Genomic DNA, 15455 nt, shown 5'->3' with positions numbered 1-15455 from the left:
CCGACCGCCAGAAGATCAATGATTTAGCCGTTGTTCAGGGCCGACTAAAGCGCGTCACATTCAATGTATTCACGCGGCGCGCTATAGGTTCTTGTTTTTATGCATGTCGTTATCCCAAAACCGCTACGCACTTTTGGGCGACATGCATTAGGCGGCGTTGCGTACGCTGCCGATCACCGTAACCAGTTCGTCTACGATGCGTTCGACCTTGCTGCGGTCGTCACCTTCGGCCATCACGCGGATCAGCGGCTCGGTACCGGAAGGACGGATCAAAAGCCGGCCGCCCTTGGCAAGTTCCGCTTCGGCGTCGGCGATTGCCTGGCGCACCGCCTCGTGCTCGAGCGGCTTGCCGGCCGAAACGCGGACATTCTTCAAGACCTGCGGCACCGGCTCGAAGCGCTGGCAAACCTCGCTCACAGCCCGACCCTGCCGCTTGACGACTGCGAGGATCTGCAGCGCCGCAACAAGGCCATCGCCCGTCGTGCCGAAATCGGAGAGGACGATGTGTCCCGACTGCTCGCCGCCGACATTCAGGCCGTCCTGCCGCATCTGCTCGACGACATAGCGGTCGCCGACCTTGGTACGGTGGAGCTTCAGCCGGCGCGCCTGCAGATAGCGTTCGAGGCCGAGATTCGACATCACGGTCGCGGCGATACCGCCGCCCTGCAGCATACCGTCGGCCGCCCAGCTATCGGCGATCACCGCCATCAACTGGTCGCCGTCGATAACCGTACCCATTTCGTCGACGATCAGCACCCGGTCGGCGTCGCCGTCGAGCGCAATGCCGATATCCGCCCTCACCTCGTGAACCTTTTTCTGCAGCGCTTCCGGATGCGTCGATCCGCATTCGAGGTTGATGTTGACGCCGTTCGGCTCGGTGCCGATCGACACCACTTCGGCACCAAGTTCCCAAAGGGCCAGGGGAGCGACCTTGTAGGCGGCACCGTTCGCGCAATCGATGGCGATTCTGAGGCCCTTCAGGGTGACGTCGCGCGGCAGCGTGCGCTTCGCCTGCTCGATATAGCGGTAGATGTCGCCGTCGACGCGCTTGGCACGACCGATGTCCTCCGGCTTGGCAAGCTGCCCCGACATGTCCTGATCGATGAGTTCCTCGATCTTCTGCTCGATGTCGTCGGAGAGCTTGTAGCCATCCGGTCCGAACAGCTTGATGCCGTTGTCGCGGAACGGATTGTGAGAGGCGGAGATCATCACGCCTATGTCGGCGCGGAGCGACCGCGTCAGCATGGCGACGCCGGGCGTCGGGATGGGTCCAAGCAGGAAGACATCGAGACCGGCCGCCGTGAATCCGGCAACCATGGCGTTTTCGAGCATATAGCCCGAAAGCCGCGTGTCCTTGCCGATCACCACGCGGTGACGATGCGCGCCGTTGCGGAAAATGGTTCCGACCGCGACACCGACCCGCATGGCGAGATCCGCGGTCATCGGAAAAATATTGGATTGGCCGCGAATGCCGTCGGTGCCAAAATACTTGCGCTTCATAAGAACTCCATCGTCCTGCTTCGGCAGGATCTCTTTTGCCGGCCGCGTCTGGTTGCGTGTGCCACGACTGGTTTTCATGTCCCCGGGACCTCGCCTGCAGGCCTTATCCAAGGCGGGATTGGCAACGCCATCGCGCTGCCGCCCCTCGCTCCATCTATAGTAAGCCCCTTCCGGTCAAAACGGTAAATGGGGCGGCTTTGCGCCATCTTTGGCACAAATGCACAACAAACGTCAGCAACACTATCATCAGAAATCATTACAGCGCGTTACCAACCGCGCTGTGCATGGCGATGACCTCACGCCGCAAAAAACCGCCGCTCCTTTCGGAAGCGGCGGCTTGGTATTCATAGCCTGTTGCGACCGGCTGCAGCTATTGCGGCTGCGGCTCGAAGCCGCCTTCGGGTTCCTCACCCTTGTTGCCGACTTCCTTCTTCGTGCCGGCCGATGGCACGGCCGAGCCGCGATGCGGCGGCGTGTCGTCGCCGAGGTCGCGGGCGGGCTTTTCGCCGCGGATCAGCGCCTTGATCTCGTCGCCGGTCAGCGTCTCGTATTCCAAGAGCCCTTCGGCGAGCGCCACAAACTCGTGATGCTTTTCCGTCAGGATGCTGCGTGCCGCTTCATAAGCGTCGTCGATCAGGCGACGGATCTCGTTGTCGATCTTCTGCGCGGTCGCTTCGGAGACATTCTTCTGCTGCGCGACGGAGTGACCGAGGAAGACCTCCTGCTGGTTCTCGCCATAGGCGACCTGGCCGAGCTGATCGGAAAAGCCCCATTGCGTCACCATCGCCCGCGCCAGCTTCGTCGCCTGCTCGATATCGGACGAAGCGCCGGAGGTGATGTTCTCCTTGCCGAAGGTCAATTCCTCGGCGACACGCCCGCCCATCATGATCCCAAGGCGCGAGATCATCCACTTGTAGCTCATCGAGTAGCGGTCGCCTTCCGGCAATTGCATCACCATGCCGAGCGCGCGACCGCGCGGAATGATGGTCGCCTTGTGCAGCGGATCGGCCGAAGGAACGTTGAGCGCCACGATCGCGTGACCGGCTTCATGATAGGCGGTCAACTTCTTCTCGGCCTCGGTCATGGCGGAGGAGCGACGCTCCGCGCCCATCATGATCTTGTCCTTGGCGTCCTCGAACTCCTGCATCGTGACGAGGCGCTTGTTGCGACGCGCCGCCATCAGCGCCGCCTCGTTGACAAGGTTCATCAGATCGGCGCCCGAGAAGCCCGGCGTACCGCGCGCCAGAATCTTGAGATCGACATTCGGCGCCAGCGGCACGTTGCGGACGTGCACCTTGAGGATGCGTTCGCGGCCGTTGATGTCCGGGTTCGGCACGACGACTTGGCGGTCGAAGCGGCCCGGACGCAGGAGCGCAGGATCCAAGACGTCGGGGCGGTTCGTCGCGGCGATCAGGATGATTCCTTCATTCGCCTCGAAGCCGTCCATCTCGACGAGCAACTGGTTCAGCGTCTGCTCGCGCTCGTCATTGCCGCCGCCGAGGCCGGCGCCGCGATGACGGCCGACCGCGTCGATTTCGTCGATGAAGATGATGCAGGGGGCATTCTTCTTGGCCTGCTCGAACATGTCGCGGACGCGCGAGGCACCGACACCGACGAACATTTCGACGAAGTCGGAGCCCGAGATGGTGAAGAAGGGCACGTTCGCTTCACCCGCAACCGAGCGGGCAAGCAGCGTCTTACCGGTGCCGGGCGGGCCGACCAGCAGTACGCCGCGCGGGATGCGGCCGCCGAGCCGCTGGAACTTCTGCGGATCGCGCAGGAATTCGACGATTTCCTCGAGGTCCTGCTTGGCCTCGTCGACGCCGGCGACGTCGTCAAAGGTCACGCGTCCATGCGCCTCTGTCAGAAGCTTGGCCTTGGACTTACCGAAGCCCATCGCGCCACGCGAGCCGCCCTGCATCTGGCGCATGAAGAACAACCAGACGCCGAGGATCAGAAGCATCGGCAATAGGGTGCCGATGTAGCTCAGGAAGCCGGAAGATCCGTCGGTTTCCGGACGCACCGTCACCGTTACGTCCTTCGCCTCGAGCCGCTCGGTCAAGGCCGTGTCGACAGTGGGAGCATAGGTCTGGAACGTCGCACCGCTCTCGGTGTAGCTGCCGATCACCTTGGAGCCCGTGATCACCACTTCCTTGACGCGGCTGGCGTCGACGTCCTTCAGGAACTGCGAGAAGGGAATTTCACGCGAGCCCGTGCGCTCGGTCGGCTGCTGGAACATGCTGAACAGCGCGATCAGAAGAAGCGCTATGATTGCCCAGAGGGCAAAATTTCGAAAATTAGGGTTCATCGAACTCCCCGGAACCTGTGACAGCCCGAGCATTCGCCGGGCCGCTGTATGGTCCTTAACATAGGGTTCCGGCAGTGCCTTGCCAAGGAAAACCGCCGGTTACCCTGCCATTTCTGTCAAACCATCATCAACCGGCGGCGCGGGGTATCGATCGCGCCCGAACAACAGCGCGATCGTATCCGCCATGATCCTGTCGAAACCCGGCAAAAAGGTGTCGTATGGGCCGATCCGGCATTCGACCTCGGCCTCTGCGGCCATTGAGCCGAGGCTGCCGACGTCCGCTGGCGCGATGTGGGGTGCCACCAGCGACGCCCGCTTGGCAACCCCCTCGGGCAGACCTGCGGCAATAAGCCTCTGCCTCCATGCCCCGCCCTCAGCCTCCGCGCAGATCGTCAGAGCCGCGCCGGCGCTCGTGATATTGAAACGCCCATCCCAGACGCCGCTCTCGTTTGCGCCAATTCTTAAAACCGGCAGGTTGCGTGGCTCCCGATAGAGATAGAGACCGCCGCGGCGCCGGTCGAAGACCACCCGCCCCGCCGTCATGCGCCCGGCCTGGCCAGATTGCAGGAAGCCAGACAGACGCTCGATCGTCGCGCGCCCCGGCAGATGTTCACGGCCACCGATGACCGCGCCGACAATCATCAGGGCGCGGCGCCAATCGGGGTCGTCCAGCCGTCCGGCTTGCGTCGCTGCGACCTCGGCGACGAGACCCTCGTGAACCCGCAGATGCTCGCCTAACAGGACAGCGGCTCTTGCCGAAGAGGCAATACGCAGTTGTCCACCCCGCCGAGGGGCCGGTGCGCCCGAAGCCGCGAGGCTGGCGCGCACCCGGGCCCGCTCGAACAGCGGATTTTCATTGCTCGGATCATCGAACCAACCAATGCCGCAGACGCCCAGGAAGGCGCGAATATCGGCCCGTCGCAGCTCGAGGAATGGTCGCAGGACCCAGATGCGGCGTCCGTAGAGCATGGCTGCCGCCATCCCTGCGCTGCCTTGCCCCTGTCCCTGGTCGCGCGCGCCGCGCATGGCGATCGTCTCGTTCTGGTCATCGAGCGTGTGCCCGGTGGCGATGCAGTCGGCCCGGAAGACGGCCGCCGCTTCGGCCAGCATGTCGTAACGCCTGAGGCGCGCCGCCGCCTGAATGCCGGCGCGCGGCTTGTCGCCCGGCCAACGGCAGATATGGTGGGGAATGCCGAGTTCGGCGCAGAATGCTCCGACGGCCGCGGCCTCGTCGGCGGATTCGGGTCTCAGGGCGTGATCGACCGTGCAGGCGACGAGCGAGAACCCGTCGAATTCCGCTGTCCCGAGCGCTGCGTGAAGCGCGACGAGAAGCCCCTTGGAATCGCTGCCACCAGAGATGGCGACGAGAACCCGGCCTGGTCTGGTAAAGGATTTGAGAAAACGTCTTGCCGCAACGATGACGGCCTCTGGCATTGGGTCGGCCTCAGCAGCCAAAGCGGCTCTGCTCGCTCGTCACCTTCGCCCGAACCGCGGCCGATGCCTTGGGATAACGCTTGTTCACCTCGCGCAAGGTGGCGCAGGCGGTTTCCTTGTTGTCGAGCGCCCCGAGCGACATGCCGAGCTTGAGGAGCATTTCCGGCGCCTTGGGCGACTTGCCGTAGGCCTGATGCGCATTCAGGAAGGTCTTGGCGGCGTCGCTGTATTTACCCTGGGAGTATTGCGCTTCGCCCATCCAGAAGCTGGCGTCGGCCGCCTTTTCTCCCTCCGGGAAGACGTCGAGATAGTCGCGGAACTCCTGCTCGGCCATGCCGTAGTCGCCGGACAGAACATGGCCGTAGGCCGATTGATAAAGATCGCCGGGATTGCCGAGGGCAGCGGTCTGCTGCTCGCTGCCGGGATTGGCGTTGAGGCCGCCATTGCCTTGATCGGCGATCCCCGTATCCACGCCGGGCAGCGTGGCGTTGGCGCCGGGCTCAGTGCCCGTGGTCGCCGATACAGGATTGCCGCTTTCGTCGAAAATGATCTGGCCGAGCGTGCTTGGCGGCGGTGCTGCGCCTGCCGCATTCGGATCGGCACCGGCCATGTTCGTGCTGTCCGCCGGAGCAGTCGTCGGGCTATCCGTCACCTCGGGGGTGACGGACGCCTGATCGCTGGACTTCGGCGTTTCAAGTGCGCCGCTTTTCTTGGAGGAGGATTTGCCGCTTTCCAGATCCTGGAAGCGGAACTCGTTGTCCTCCTGGAACTTCCGGATCTGCTCCTGCATCTGCAGGAGCTGGAAGCTCATTTCTTCGATACGCCCGTTGAGAGAGCGGATCTGTTCCTCGAGTTGGCCAATCCTGCCGACGTCGGCCGATTGCACCTTCACCACCGGCAGATCGCTCTTGCTGGCGGCATCGCCTTGGGTCATGCGGGTCAGCAGCCCCGAGAGCGGCATGGCATTCGCCGTTTGGCCGAGGCCCGCAAGGGCCGCAAGACCAATCAGGCCTGCCACGACAAATTTCTTCATCACATTTGTCCTGTTCGATAGATTGTTCCCGCCCCGGACCGCGCTCCGCTGTACATGCGACGATTCCATAGGGCGAGTGCCGCACAGTTTTCCAACTGCCGTGAAAAAGCAACGGAGTTCGGCCAAAGTGTGGTAAAAAAGAAAGGGCGGCCTGCGGCCGCCCCTCCAAAATCATCTCAAATCGCCGGCTATCAGCTTCCAGCACCGCCGAGAACGGTGACGGCGCGGCGGTTCTGCGACCAGCAGGAAATGTCGTCGCAGACCGCGACCGGCTTTTCCTTGCCGTAGGAGATCGTCCGCATGCGGTTCGCCGGAACGCCTTGGCCTGCGAGATACTCGCGCGTCGCAGCGGCACGGCGGGCGCCGAGCGCCAGGTTGTATTCGCGGGTACCGCGCTCGTCGGCATGGCCTTCGACGGTGATGGCATAGTTCGGATACTTCGCCAGCCACTGGGCCTGACGGGCGAGCGTCGCCTGCGCATCGGCGCGGATCGAGCTCGAGTCGGTATCGAAGAAGATGCGGTCGCCGACATTGACGGTGAAGTCCTGCTGCGAGCCCGGCGTCGCGGCGCCAGCACCGAGGCCGAGGCCGGCGGCGTCATTCGGCAGGTTCTTCTTGGAAGCGCAGCCGGCGACGGCAAGGGTCATGACGAGGGCGAGCATGACGGGATTGCGGGCAATGGTCTGCATGCGGCTTGCTGCCGGGGTGTCAATTCGGCTCATGGGCCGGGTCTCCTTGAGAAGTGGCTGAATTCACGGTTGCCAGACTGTAACCGGAAGCGGTTAATTGCTTTTCAACAGGTATGGTTAACAAATCGACAATCTGCGGCGGAGGGCCTGCTACACCAGCACTTTGCGGCGAGAAAGCGGCACTTCGGCCACAATTGCCGCCGCACCTGTGGACAACAGGTCCAATGCATGTCGCCCAAAAGTGCGCAGCGGTTTGGGGTAGTGGCGTCGCGTGAAAGTTTGAATGCGACGGGGCTTCAGGCGCGGCATGCGGGCGGAAAACCGCCCGCACTTTTCCTCATTCCGCCCTATTCCATCAGCGGCGACCAGGCAGGGTCCGAAGCGAAGCCCTGGGTCTGGATCTGCTGTTCGTTGTAGCCCGTCAGATCGATGGAGTAGAGCTGCGGCCCGCCGGCGCCGGCGTTCTGGCGGAAGAACATCAGGACGCGGCCGTTCGGCGCCCAGGTCGGACCCTCGTTGTGGAAGCCGGTGGTGAGGATGCGCTCGCCGGAGCCGTCCGGCTTCATCACGCCGATCGAGAACTTGCCGCCCGACTGCTTGGTGAAGGCGATGAGATCGCCGCGCGGAGACCAGACCGGCGTCGAGTAGGAACCGTCGCCGAAGGAGATGCGCGTCTGGCCGGAACCGTCGGCGCCCATGACATAGAGCTGCTGCTTGCCGCCGCGGTCGCTCTCGAAGACGATCCGGCCGCCGTCCGGCGAATAGGAGGGAGACGTGTCGATCGCATTGGTGTTGGTCAGCCGTGTCGTGGTGCGCGAGCGCAGGTCCATCGTATAGATGTTGGCATTGCCTTCCTGCTGCAGGCTCATGATCACCCGCTGACCGTCCGGCGAAAAGCGCGGCGCAAAGGTCATGCCCGGGAAATTGCCGACCACTTCGCGCTGTCCGGTTTCGAGCTGCAGCAGATAGACGCGCGGCTGCTGGTTCTCGAAGGACATGTAGGTGATTTCCTGACGGTTCGGCGAGAAGCGCGGCGTCAGAACGATGTCGTTCGAATTGGTGAGCGCGCGGGCGTTGAAGCCGTCCTGGTCCATGATCGCGAGCTGGCGCTTGCGGGCATTCTTCGGGCCGCTTTCGGCGACATAAACGATGCGGGTATCGAAGTAGCCCTTTTCGCCGGTGATTCGCTCATAGATCGCGTCGGCGATAATATGGGCGACGCGACGCCAGTTTTCCGGCTGGGTGTAGAACTGCTGGCCGAGCATCTGCTGCCCGGCGAAGGTGTCCCACAGTCGGAACTCGGCCTTCAGCCTGCCGTCGCCCTCCTGGGTGACGCGGCCGGTGACGAGCGCCTGCGCGTTGATGACCTTCCAGTCCTCGAAGCGCGGGGCGGCATCGGGGTTGGCGATCTTCTCGATGAAGGCGCCCTTGTCGATCGGCGCGAAAAGCCCGGAGCGCTTGAGATCCGCGGCGACGACGTCGGAGATCTTCTGGCCGAGCTCGCCTTGGAGGAAGTCGGTCACCGCGATCGGCAGCGGCTCGACGTTGCCCTTGTTGATATTGATCTCCACAACTGCGTTGGCCGGCGCAGCGAAAAGCACGCCTGCGAACATCAGCGTGAAAAGACGGAAAAAATTGCGTCTCAGCATTTCCATAAAGCCTTTCAGCCTTTCATCTTTCTGGGCGGGGCGAGGAAACTGTGCGCGGTTTTCCGCCACATGACGCCCCAGCCTGTCTAGAGCATTGAGCTTGGGTCGAAGTTGACGACCACCTCACTCCACGAATCGTACTTGTCTTTGGGCAGTGCCGTGAAAGGAGCCGATTTAAGAACGGCGCGTCGCGCACCGCTGGCAAGCGCCCGGCGTGCCGCGTCCGAGCCGCCGGTCGCTTCGACTTCCGGTTCGCCGATCAACTCTCCGTTCTGATCGAGCTGGAAGGTCACCTTGATGCGCACGTCCGCCGCATCGGCCATGCCGGGGATGATCGACCAGTTGTTCTGGATCTGACCGCGCAGCGCGTCCATTTCGCTCTGCGAAAGCGTGTTGCCGCTGGTCGTCTTCTTGCCGCCGAGGGCCGCTTCCTCGGTCGATCGCTTGGCGCCGCCGCCGGAAGACTCCTGCTTGTTGAGCAGCGCCGCGATCTCGTCGGCGTTGAAGTCGCTCTCCTTCTGTGAGGACGCCTTCTTCTGCTCCTTCTTGGTCTCTTCCTTCTTGCGCTCCGGGGTCTTCGCCGTCTGCGCCGGCTTTTCGACCTTCGGCTTCACCTGCGGGGTCGGGACCTTGTCGGGCAACGCCTCGGCCTCGGGGTTCTCGGCCGGCTGTTCCTCGGCTGGCGCCGGTTCTGGCGTCGGCTCGGGCTTCACTTCCTGCTTCGGTTCCGGGAGTGCTGCAACTTCGGTTGCGGGTTCCGAGGCAGGCTTGGTCTCCTCGACCTTCTCGATTTCCTCCTTCACCGGATCGGGGGTCGGCGGCGCCTTCTCGGTTTTCTCCGGTGCTGCGGCCGACTCGTTCTCGACAGGCTTGCTCTCCGGCTTCGGCGGCGTTTTCAGGTCCACATCGTTGTCGCCGATGTTCTCGGCGTTCTCGACCGGCGTCGGCTTCTTGGTGGGGACCGGTGAGGCCTTTTCCTTGGCCGGCGCCTTCTTGTCGCCCTGCTGGATCTGGGTCATATCCGTGATCGGCACGATGTCGACCGGCAGCGCCTCGACGTCCGCGACCTGAAATTCGGCCGGGCTGCCAAGCGACACCAGCGCCCAGGTCAGAACCAGGGCGTGGAGGACAGCAGATGTAGCAAGACCGCCCTTCATGTCCGGGGATCACTTTTCCTGTTCTTGAAGCGTTACCAGCCCGAGATTCTTGAAGCCGGCCGCCGAGACGCGCGCCATGACCTTCATCACCGTGCCGTAGTCGGCATTGGTATCGCCGCGCACATAGATGCGCTCGTTGTAGCCCGTCGTGGCGATCGCCTCGAGCTTCGGAACGACCTCGTCGATGCCGATCGGGGTCTCCTGGAGGAAGATTTCACCGGCCGGATTGACCGAGACGGTGATCGGCTGGGTGTCGGCGTTCATCGCCTTCGCCTGCGTTTCCGGCAGGTCGATCGGCACGCCCACCGTCATCATCGGTGCCGCCACCATGAAGATGATCAAGAGCACCAGCATGACGTCGACCAGTGGCGTGACGTTGATTTCGCTGATCGTGCCGCCCTTGCCCCTGCGCCGGCGGCGTCCGCCGCCCGATCCCTTGGCTCCGCCTACTGCCATACCCATCAGCGTCGTCTCCGTGCTCGAAGGTCGTTATTGCGCGGCCTGGCGCGAAGAAGGCTGCAGCTTCTCGTCGATCTGCCGCGACAGGATGGCGGAGAACTCGTCGGCGAAAGCTTCCATGCGGGCGCTGAGCTTGCCGGCATCGGCGGTGAACTTGTTGTAGGCGATGACGGCGGGGATAGCGGCGAGCAGGCCGATGGCGGTCGCCAGCAGCGCCTCCGCGATACCGGGCGCAACAACGGCGAGGTTGGTCGATTTCGAGCCGGCGATCGCCTGGAACGAGGTCATGATACCGACGACGGTGCCGAAGAGGCCGATGAAGGGAGCCGACGAACCGATCGTCGCCAGCGAGCCGAGCCGCGCCTCGAGCGATTCGGATTCGCGGGCGAGCGTCACATCCATGGCGCGGTCGATGCGCATCTGCAGGCCGATTGGCGATCGGGCGCCGCGTTCGAAGCTCTTCTTCCACTCGCGCATCGCCGAGACGAAGATCGCGCCCATGCCGGTCGTCTGCCGATCGGAGAGGGTGCGGTAGAGCTCCTCGAGCGACTGGCCGGACCAGAAGACCTGCTCGAAATTGTCGAGCTGCCGGCGCACGCGTCCGTAATTGAGCGACTTGTCGACGACGATCGCCCAGGTCCAGACCGAAGCTGCAATCAGCCCCAGCATGACCAGCTTGACCACCAAGCCCGCTTGCATGAACAGCGACCAGAGAGTCACATCGCTCGCCGCGGCCAATCCAACCTGTTCCATCGATCTCAGTCCCCGAATCCAAACACCCGGCAGGAGCAACGCGTGCTCATGACCGGGTCGCCCAAACGTCCTGCTGCAAAATGCCCCGGCATCGCCGCCGTTCGCGGCAATTGCGATCTACTCGCTTCAGCCTGCCTTCTTGCCGTCAATTTTGGTCAAAGGATGACGTGCACTGCACAAATCCTGATACACAGATAAAGACACTATTATCGTTAAGGGAGTGTTACCGGAGCGGCTTGGCCGGCGGCTGCGGCGCGGAACTTCGCCAAAGCTCGCACGTTTCCGGTCAATGGGCGCTCAAGCGAGAATACAACCGAGGCGAAACGGTCACCGTGGTTCGGCCGCAGCGACGCGGCGCCGGCTGAGAGGGACATAGCGATGGCGGCGCGCGCACTTTGGAAAGGGCAGCTTCGCCTGTCGCTGGTGTCGATCGCGGTCGAGCTGTTCAGCGCGACCCGCTCCGGCGCGAGCATTTCGTTTCGGCAAATCCACAAGCCCTCCGGCAAGCCCATCCACTACGAGAAAGTCGTCGAAGGCGTCGGACCGGTCGACGTCGACGAAATCGTCAAGGGTTTTGAATACGAAGACGACAGATACGTCCTGCTCGACCCGGAGGAGGTCGACGCGATCAAGCTCGAGACCAAGAAGACGCTGGAACTGGTTCAGTTCGTCGATGTCGGCGAGATTCCGCCGCTCTATTTCGACAAACCCCACTACCTCGTTCCGGCGGACGATCTGGCCGAGGATGCCTACCGCGTCGTCCGTGATGCATTGAAGACGGCGAACAAGATCGGGCTCGGGCAACTGACGCTGCGCGGCCGGGAATATCTCGTCGCGGTGAAACCCTGCGGCGACGGCCTGCTCCTCGAGACGCTGCGCTATGCCGACGAGCTGCGGAAGGCCGACCCGATGTTCTCGGACATATCCGGCAAGAAAGCCGACAAGGAACTGCTGGAAGTCGCCGCAGCGCTGATCGAGCGCAAGACCGCTCCCTTCGACGCCAAGGCCTTCAAGGACAATTACGCGACGGCGCTTCGGGAGCTTGTCAAACGCAAGATGAAGGGTAAGTCGGCGCGTATCGAGGTCGAGGAAGGCGAGCGTCCTGAGCGTCGCGGCGACAATGTCGTGGACCTCATGGCCGCCCTGAAGAAGAGCCTCGAAAGCAACGAACCCAAGAAGAAGCCGGCAAAGGCGCAGTCGTCTTCGCGCCGCGCCCGGCGGAAATCGGCTTGAGGACGATCGATGGCCGCGCGCAGTGAACCGCTCTCGGAATACAATCGACGCCGTGATTTTACCAAGACACGCGAACCGAAGGGCGCAGTCGCTCGAACGCATGCCGGCAGGAAGCGTTTTCTCGTCCAGAAGCACGACGCGACCCGGCTGCACTACGATTTCCGCCTCGAATGGGAGGGCGTCCTGAAGAGCTGGGCCGTCACCCGCGGTCCAAGCCTCAACCCGGAGGACAAGCGCCTCGCCATCCGCACCGAGGATCACCCCCTCGCCTATGGCGACTTCGAGGGAACGATACCGGAAGGAGAGTATGGCGGCGGCACGGTGATGCTCTGGGATACCGGCTGGTGGGAGCCGGAAGGTGACCCATCGAAAGGTCTGAAGAAGGGCAAGCTTTCGTTCAAGCTGCATGGCAGCCGAATGAAGGGGGGCTGGGCGCTGGTGCGCATGCGGCCGCGCGACGGCGAGAAGCGCGAAAACTGGCTGCTCGTCAAGGAGACGGACGAGATCGCCTCCGAGGACGGCGAGAACCTGATCAAGGAGAACATCACCAGCGTAGTGACGGGCCGCACGATGGACGAGATCGCCGGCGGCAAGGGTGAAAAACGGGCGCGCGTCTGGCATTCCAACAAGAGCACGGCGGCCAACCTCAAGGCCGGCGCAATTGCCGAGAACGATAACGCTCGCAGGCGGTCGGCACGCAGACCTTCCGGCAAGCTGCCCGCCTTCAAGGCCCCGCAGCTCGCAACGCTGGTAACGAAAGCACCCGCCGGCGAGACGTGGCTGAACGAAGCCAAGTTCGACGGTTACCGCCTGATATGTGCCATCGGTGGCGGCACTGTCCGCTGCTACACCCGCAATGGCCTCGACTGGACCGAGAAGTTCCCGGCGATTGCGGCCGCCCTTGCCGAGCTCGATTGCAAATCCGCCCTGATCGACGGCGAGGTGGTGGCGCTGTCGGACGCGGGCTCAAGCTTTTCGGCGCTGCAGAAGGCCCTCAGAACCGGCGCCAGCACGAGGCTCTACGCCTTCGACCTCATCGAACTCGACGGCAAGGACCTCAGCCGCGAGCCGCTCATCGAGCGGAAGGAAAAGCTGAAAGTTCTGCTCGACTCGCTCGGCACCACCGCCGCGACCGTTCAGTACAGCGAGCACGTTGAGGGCAATGGCGAGCATGTGCTTGCCGCGATATGCAAGGCGGGCCAGGAGGGTATCATCGCCAAGGAGGCGAAGGCGCCCTATCGCAGCGGTCGCACCCGAAGCTGGCTCAAGGTCAAATGCACCAAGCGTCAGGAATTCGTCATCGGCGGCTATACGCCGTCATCGAAGAAAGGGCGGCCATTCGCCTCGATCCTCGTCGGCACTTTCGAGGAGGGAAAATTGGTCTATCGCGGCGGCGTCGGTACCGGCTTCGGCGAAAAGGTCATGCAGGAACTTGCTGCCGCCTTTGCAAGGCGCAGACGCGAGACGCCGCCCTTCGACAGCGTGCCACGGGAAAGAATGCGAAATGCGGTCTGGCTGAAGCCAGATCTGGTAGCCGAGGTGGATTTCGCCGAATTTACCGCCGACGGACATGTCCGCCACGGCTCATTCGAGGGAATGCGCGAGGACAAGGAGGCCAAGGCCGTGAAACTGGAAACAGCAAAGCCGACAGACGCCGCGCCGGGGGCCGCGAAGAGCAAACCGTCCGCCAAGACGAACAAGGCGTCGCCTACCAAGGGCGATACCGATGTCCTCGGCATCCACATCTCGCATCCCGACCGAATCCTCTTCGAAGGTCAGGGCATCACCAAGATCGATCTTGCCCGCTACTACGCCGTTGTCGCCGACAGGATGCTGCCCTTTGCCGCCGACCATCCCGTTTCGCTGGTGCGCTGCCCCCAGGGCGGGCAGCGGCACTGTTTTTTCCAGAAACACACAAACGACGGCTTCCCGGAGGCGATCCGCGAAGTGCCGATCACCGAGTCCTCAGGCGAGACCGAGAATTACATGTATGTGCACGACGCCAAGGGCCTGGTCGCCGCCGTGCAGATGGGCACGCTCGAGTTCCATATCTGGGGCGCGACGATCGACAAGCTGGAAACGCCTGACCGGTTGGTCTTCGACTTCGACCCCGATCCGAGCGTCGACTTCACGACCGTGAAGAACGCCGCTGTCGCCTTGCGCACCGAACTGGCGGACATCGGCCTGCAGTCCTTTGCGCTGGTGACCGGCGGCAAAGGCGTTCACGTCGTCGTGCCGCTTGTCCGGCGGGCCAGTTGGGACGACGCAAAGAGTTTCGCCAAGGCCGTGGCGCAGAACATCGCCGATCGCGATCCGGATCAATTCGTTGCCACCATGTCAAAGGCGAAGCGGAAGGGGCGAATCTTCATCGACTGGCTGAGAAACGAGCGCGGCGCCACGGCGATCGCCCCCTATTCCAGCCGTGCCCGCGAAGGCGGGCCGATCGCCACGCCGGTCGGTTGGGATGAGCTCGAACGGCTGAGCGCGGCCAACACCTTCCACATCGGCGATATTCTCGAGCGCATCGAAGCGGACACCGACCCGTGGCGCGACATCGGCAAGGTGAAGCAGTCACTCACGAAGAAGATGATGGATTCGGTCGCGAAGTAACGCATGTCGCCCAAAAGTGTGCGCGGTTTTGGGGCAACGACATGCATGGAAATAATTGCCTTTACGCTGCTCGCTGCGCTGCCAGGAACTTCGTCGCCAGCGCTTCCGGCAATCGGCGCGGGCGGCCCTGTCCGTTGATCACCGCGATGATCACCTTGGCCGCGATCAGCAACGCCCCGGCGCGGCGGATCTCCTGCTGCAGCACCATCTTGGCACCGCCGGCCTTCTCCGTGGTCGTCTCGATCGTCAGGATGTCGTCCATGCGCGCCGGCGATTTGAAGTCGATCTCCATGCGGTGAACGACGAAGACAAGGCCTTCCGCATCGCTCTCGATGGCGAGCGACGCCTGCTCCACGCCGAGCAACCGCAGATAGTCGGTTCGGGCACGCTCCATGAAATGCAGGTAGCGCGCGTGGTAGACGACGCCGGAAAAATCGGTGTCTTCGTAATAGACCCGCTGGATCAAACGGTGGCCGGTCTCGGTCAGCTCGCCGGCAAGCGAAATCAGTGACATGGCATTCTCCGGGAGGATTTTGCTTTTTCTGTGCAGGAACCAAAAGACATTTGCAAGCATTGCAGCTTTGTCACAATCCTATCCTATCAGGTCACCCTGTCCCTTCGCGATCAGGA

General features: G+C 63.0%; 12 protein-coding genes. 2 read left to right on the top strand and 10 right to left on the bottom strand.

Annotated elements, in window-relative coordinates; genetic code table 11:
• Positions 1-147: 147 nt before the first annotated feature.
• From glmM to tolQ, 9 genes are all read right to left on the bottom strand, one after another.
• Positions 148-1500: a phosphoglucosamine mutase gene (glmM, locus tag N181_RS11655; protein ID WP_037393693.1), complete on the bottom strand. Its 1353-nt coding sequence runs from the start codon at positions 1498-1500 to the stop codon at positions 148-150.
• 370 nt (positions 1501-1870) lie between these two features.
• Positions 1871-3808, bottom strand: a complete 1938-nt coding sequence (gene ftsH, locus N181_RS11650) for an ATP-dependent zinc metalloprotease FtsH (RefSeq protein ID WP_014329701.1) — start codon at positions 3806-3808, stop codon at positions 1871-1873.
• Positions 3809-3907: 99 nt separating this feature from the next.
• Positions 3908-5242, bottom strand: coding sequence for a tRNA lysidine(34) synthetase TilS (tilS, locus tag N181_RS11645; RefSeq protein WP_037393675.1), 1335 nt, complete (start codon positions 5240-5242; stop codon positions 3908-3910).
• Positions 5243-5252: 10 nt separating this feature from the next.
• Complete coding sequence (gene ybgF / locus N181_RS11640; RefSeq protein ID WP_014329703.1) at positions 5253-6275, bottom strand: tol-pal system protein YbgF; 1023 nt, start codon at positions 6273-6275, stop codon at positions 5253-5255.
• A 191-nt stretch (positions 6276-6466) separates the two neighbouring features.
• Positions 6467-6997, bottom strand: coding sequence for a peptidoglycan-associated lipoprotein Pal (gene pal, locus N181_RS11635; protein WP_014329704.1), 531 nt, complete (start codon positions 6995-6997; stop codon positions 6467-6469).
• 314 nt (positions 6998-7311) lie between these two features.
• The gene (gene tolB / locus N181_RS11630; protein ID WP_041409417.1) at positions 7312-8619 is read right to left on the bottom strand and encodes a Tol-Pal system beta propeller repeat protein TolB; all 1308 of its coding nucleotides are present in this window, start codon (positions 8617-8619) and stop codon (positions 7312-7314) included.
• Positions 8620-8699: 80 nt separating this feature from the next.
• Positions 8700-9770, bottom strand: coding sequence for a hypothetical protein (locus N181_RS11625; protein WP_037393657.1), 1071 nt, complete (start codon positions 9768-9770; stop codon positions 8700-8702).
• Between the two features lie 9 nt (positions 9771-9779).
• Complete coding sequence (tolR, locus tag N181_RS11620; RefSeq protein ID WP_014329707.1) at positions 9780-10232, bottom strand: protein TolR; 453 nt, start codon at positions 10230-10232, stop codon at positions 9780-9782.
• A 27-nt stretch (positions 10233-10259) separates the two neighbouring features.
• Positions 10260-10982: a protein TolQ gene (gene tolQ, locus N181_RS11615; RefSeq protein WP_037393655.1), complete on the bottom strand. Its 723-nt coding sequence runs from the start codon at positions 10980-10982 to the stop codon at positions 10260-10262.
• A gap of 378 nt (positions 10983-11360) precedes the next feature.
• On the opposite strand from tolQ, the gene ku reads away from it, so the two are divergent.
• Complete coding sequence (gene ku / locus N181_RS11610; RefSeq protein WP_037393654.1) at positions 11361-12215, top strand: non-homologous end joining protein Ku; 855 nt, start codon at positions 11361-11363, stop codon at positions 12213-12215.
• A 9-nt stretch (positions 12216-12224) separates the two neighbouring features.
• Positions 12225-14825, top strand: a complete 2601-nt coding sequence (gene ligD / locus N181_RS11605) for a DNA ligase D (RefSeq protein WP_037393651.1) — start codon at positions 12225-12227, stop codon at positions 14823-14825.
• A gap of 61 nt (positions 14826-14886) precedes the next feature.
• Here the strand turns inward: ligD and ybgC are convergent, their stop codons facing one another.
• A complete protein-coding gene (gene ybgC / locus N181_RS11600) occupies positions 14887-15339 on the bottom strand; it encodes a tol-pal system-associated acyl-CoA thioesterase (RefSeq protein ID WP_037393663.1) in 453 nt (150 codons plus the stop codon).
• Positions 15340-15455 lie beyond the last annotated feature (116 nt).

Source organism: Sinorhizobium fredii USDA 205, assembly GCF_001461695.1.
Lineage (GTDB): Bacteria > Pseudomonadota > Alphaproteobacteria > Rhizobiales > Rhizobiaceae > Sinorhizobium > Sinorhizobium fredii.
The sequence above is the reverse complement of the archived record's forward strand: the minus strand, read 5'-3'. Positions and strand labels throughout refer to the sequence as shown.

Coding starts and splice junctions, on each gene's coding strand:
- glmM (WP_037393693.1), bottom strand. CDS start 1,500: ATGAAGCGCAAGTATTTTGGCACCGACGGCATTCGCGGCCAATCCAAT.
- ftsH (WP_014329701.1), bottom strand. CDS start 3,808: ATGAACCCTAATTTTCGAAATTTTGCCCTCTGGGCAATCATAGCGCTT.
- tilS (WP_037393675.1), bottom strand. CDS start 5,242: ATGCCAGAGGCCGTCATCGTTGCGGCAAGACGTTTTCTCAAATCCTTT.
- ybgF (WP_014329703.1), bottom strand. CDS start 6,275: ATGAAGAAATTTGTCGTGGCAGGCCTGATTGGTCTTGCGGCCCTTGCG.
- pal (WP_014329704.1), bottom strand. CDS start 6,997: ATGAGCCGAATTGACACCCCGGCAGCAAGCCGCATGCAGACCATTGCC.
- tolB (WP_041409417.1), bottom strand. CDS start 8,619: ATGGAAATGCTGAGACGCAATTTTTTCCGTCTTTTCACGCTGATGTTC.
- N181_RS11625 (WP_037393657.1), bottom strand. CDS start 9,770: ATGAAGGGCGGTCTTGCTACATCTGCTGTCCTCCACGCCCTGGTTCTG.
- tolR (WP_014329707.1), bottom strand. CDS start 10,232: ATGGGTATGGCAGTAGGCGGAGCCAAGGGATCGGGCGGCGGACGCCGC.
- tolQ (WP_037393655.1), bottom strand. CDS start 10,982: ATGGAACAGGTTGGATTGGCCGCGGCGAGCGATGTGACTCTCTGGTCG.
- ku (WP_037393654.1), top strand. CDS start 11,361: ATGGCGGCGCGCGCACTTTGGAAAGGGCAGCTTCGCCTGTCGCTGGTG.
- ligD (WP_037393651.1), top strand. CDS start 12,225: ATGGCCGCGCGCAGTGAACCGCTCTCGGAATACAATCGACGCCGTGAT.
- ybgC (WP_037393663.1), bottom strand. CDS start 15,339: ATGTCACTGATTTCGCTTGCCGGCGAGCTGACCGAGACCGGCCACCGT.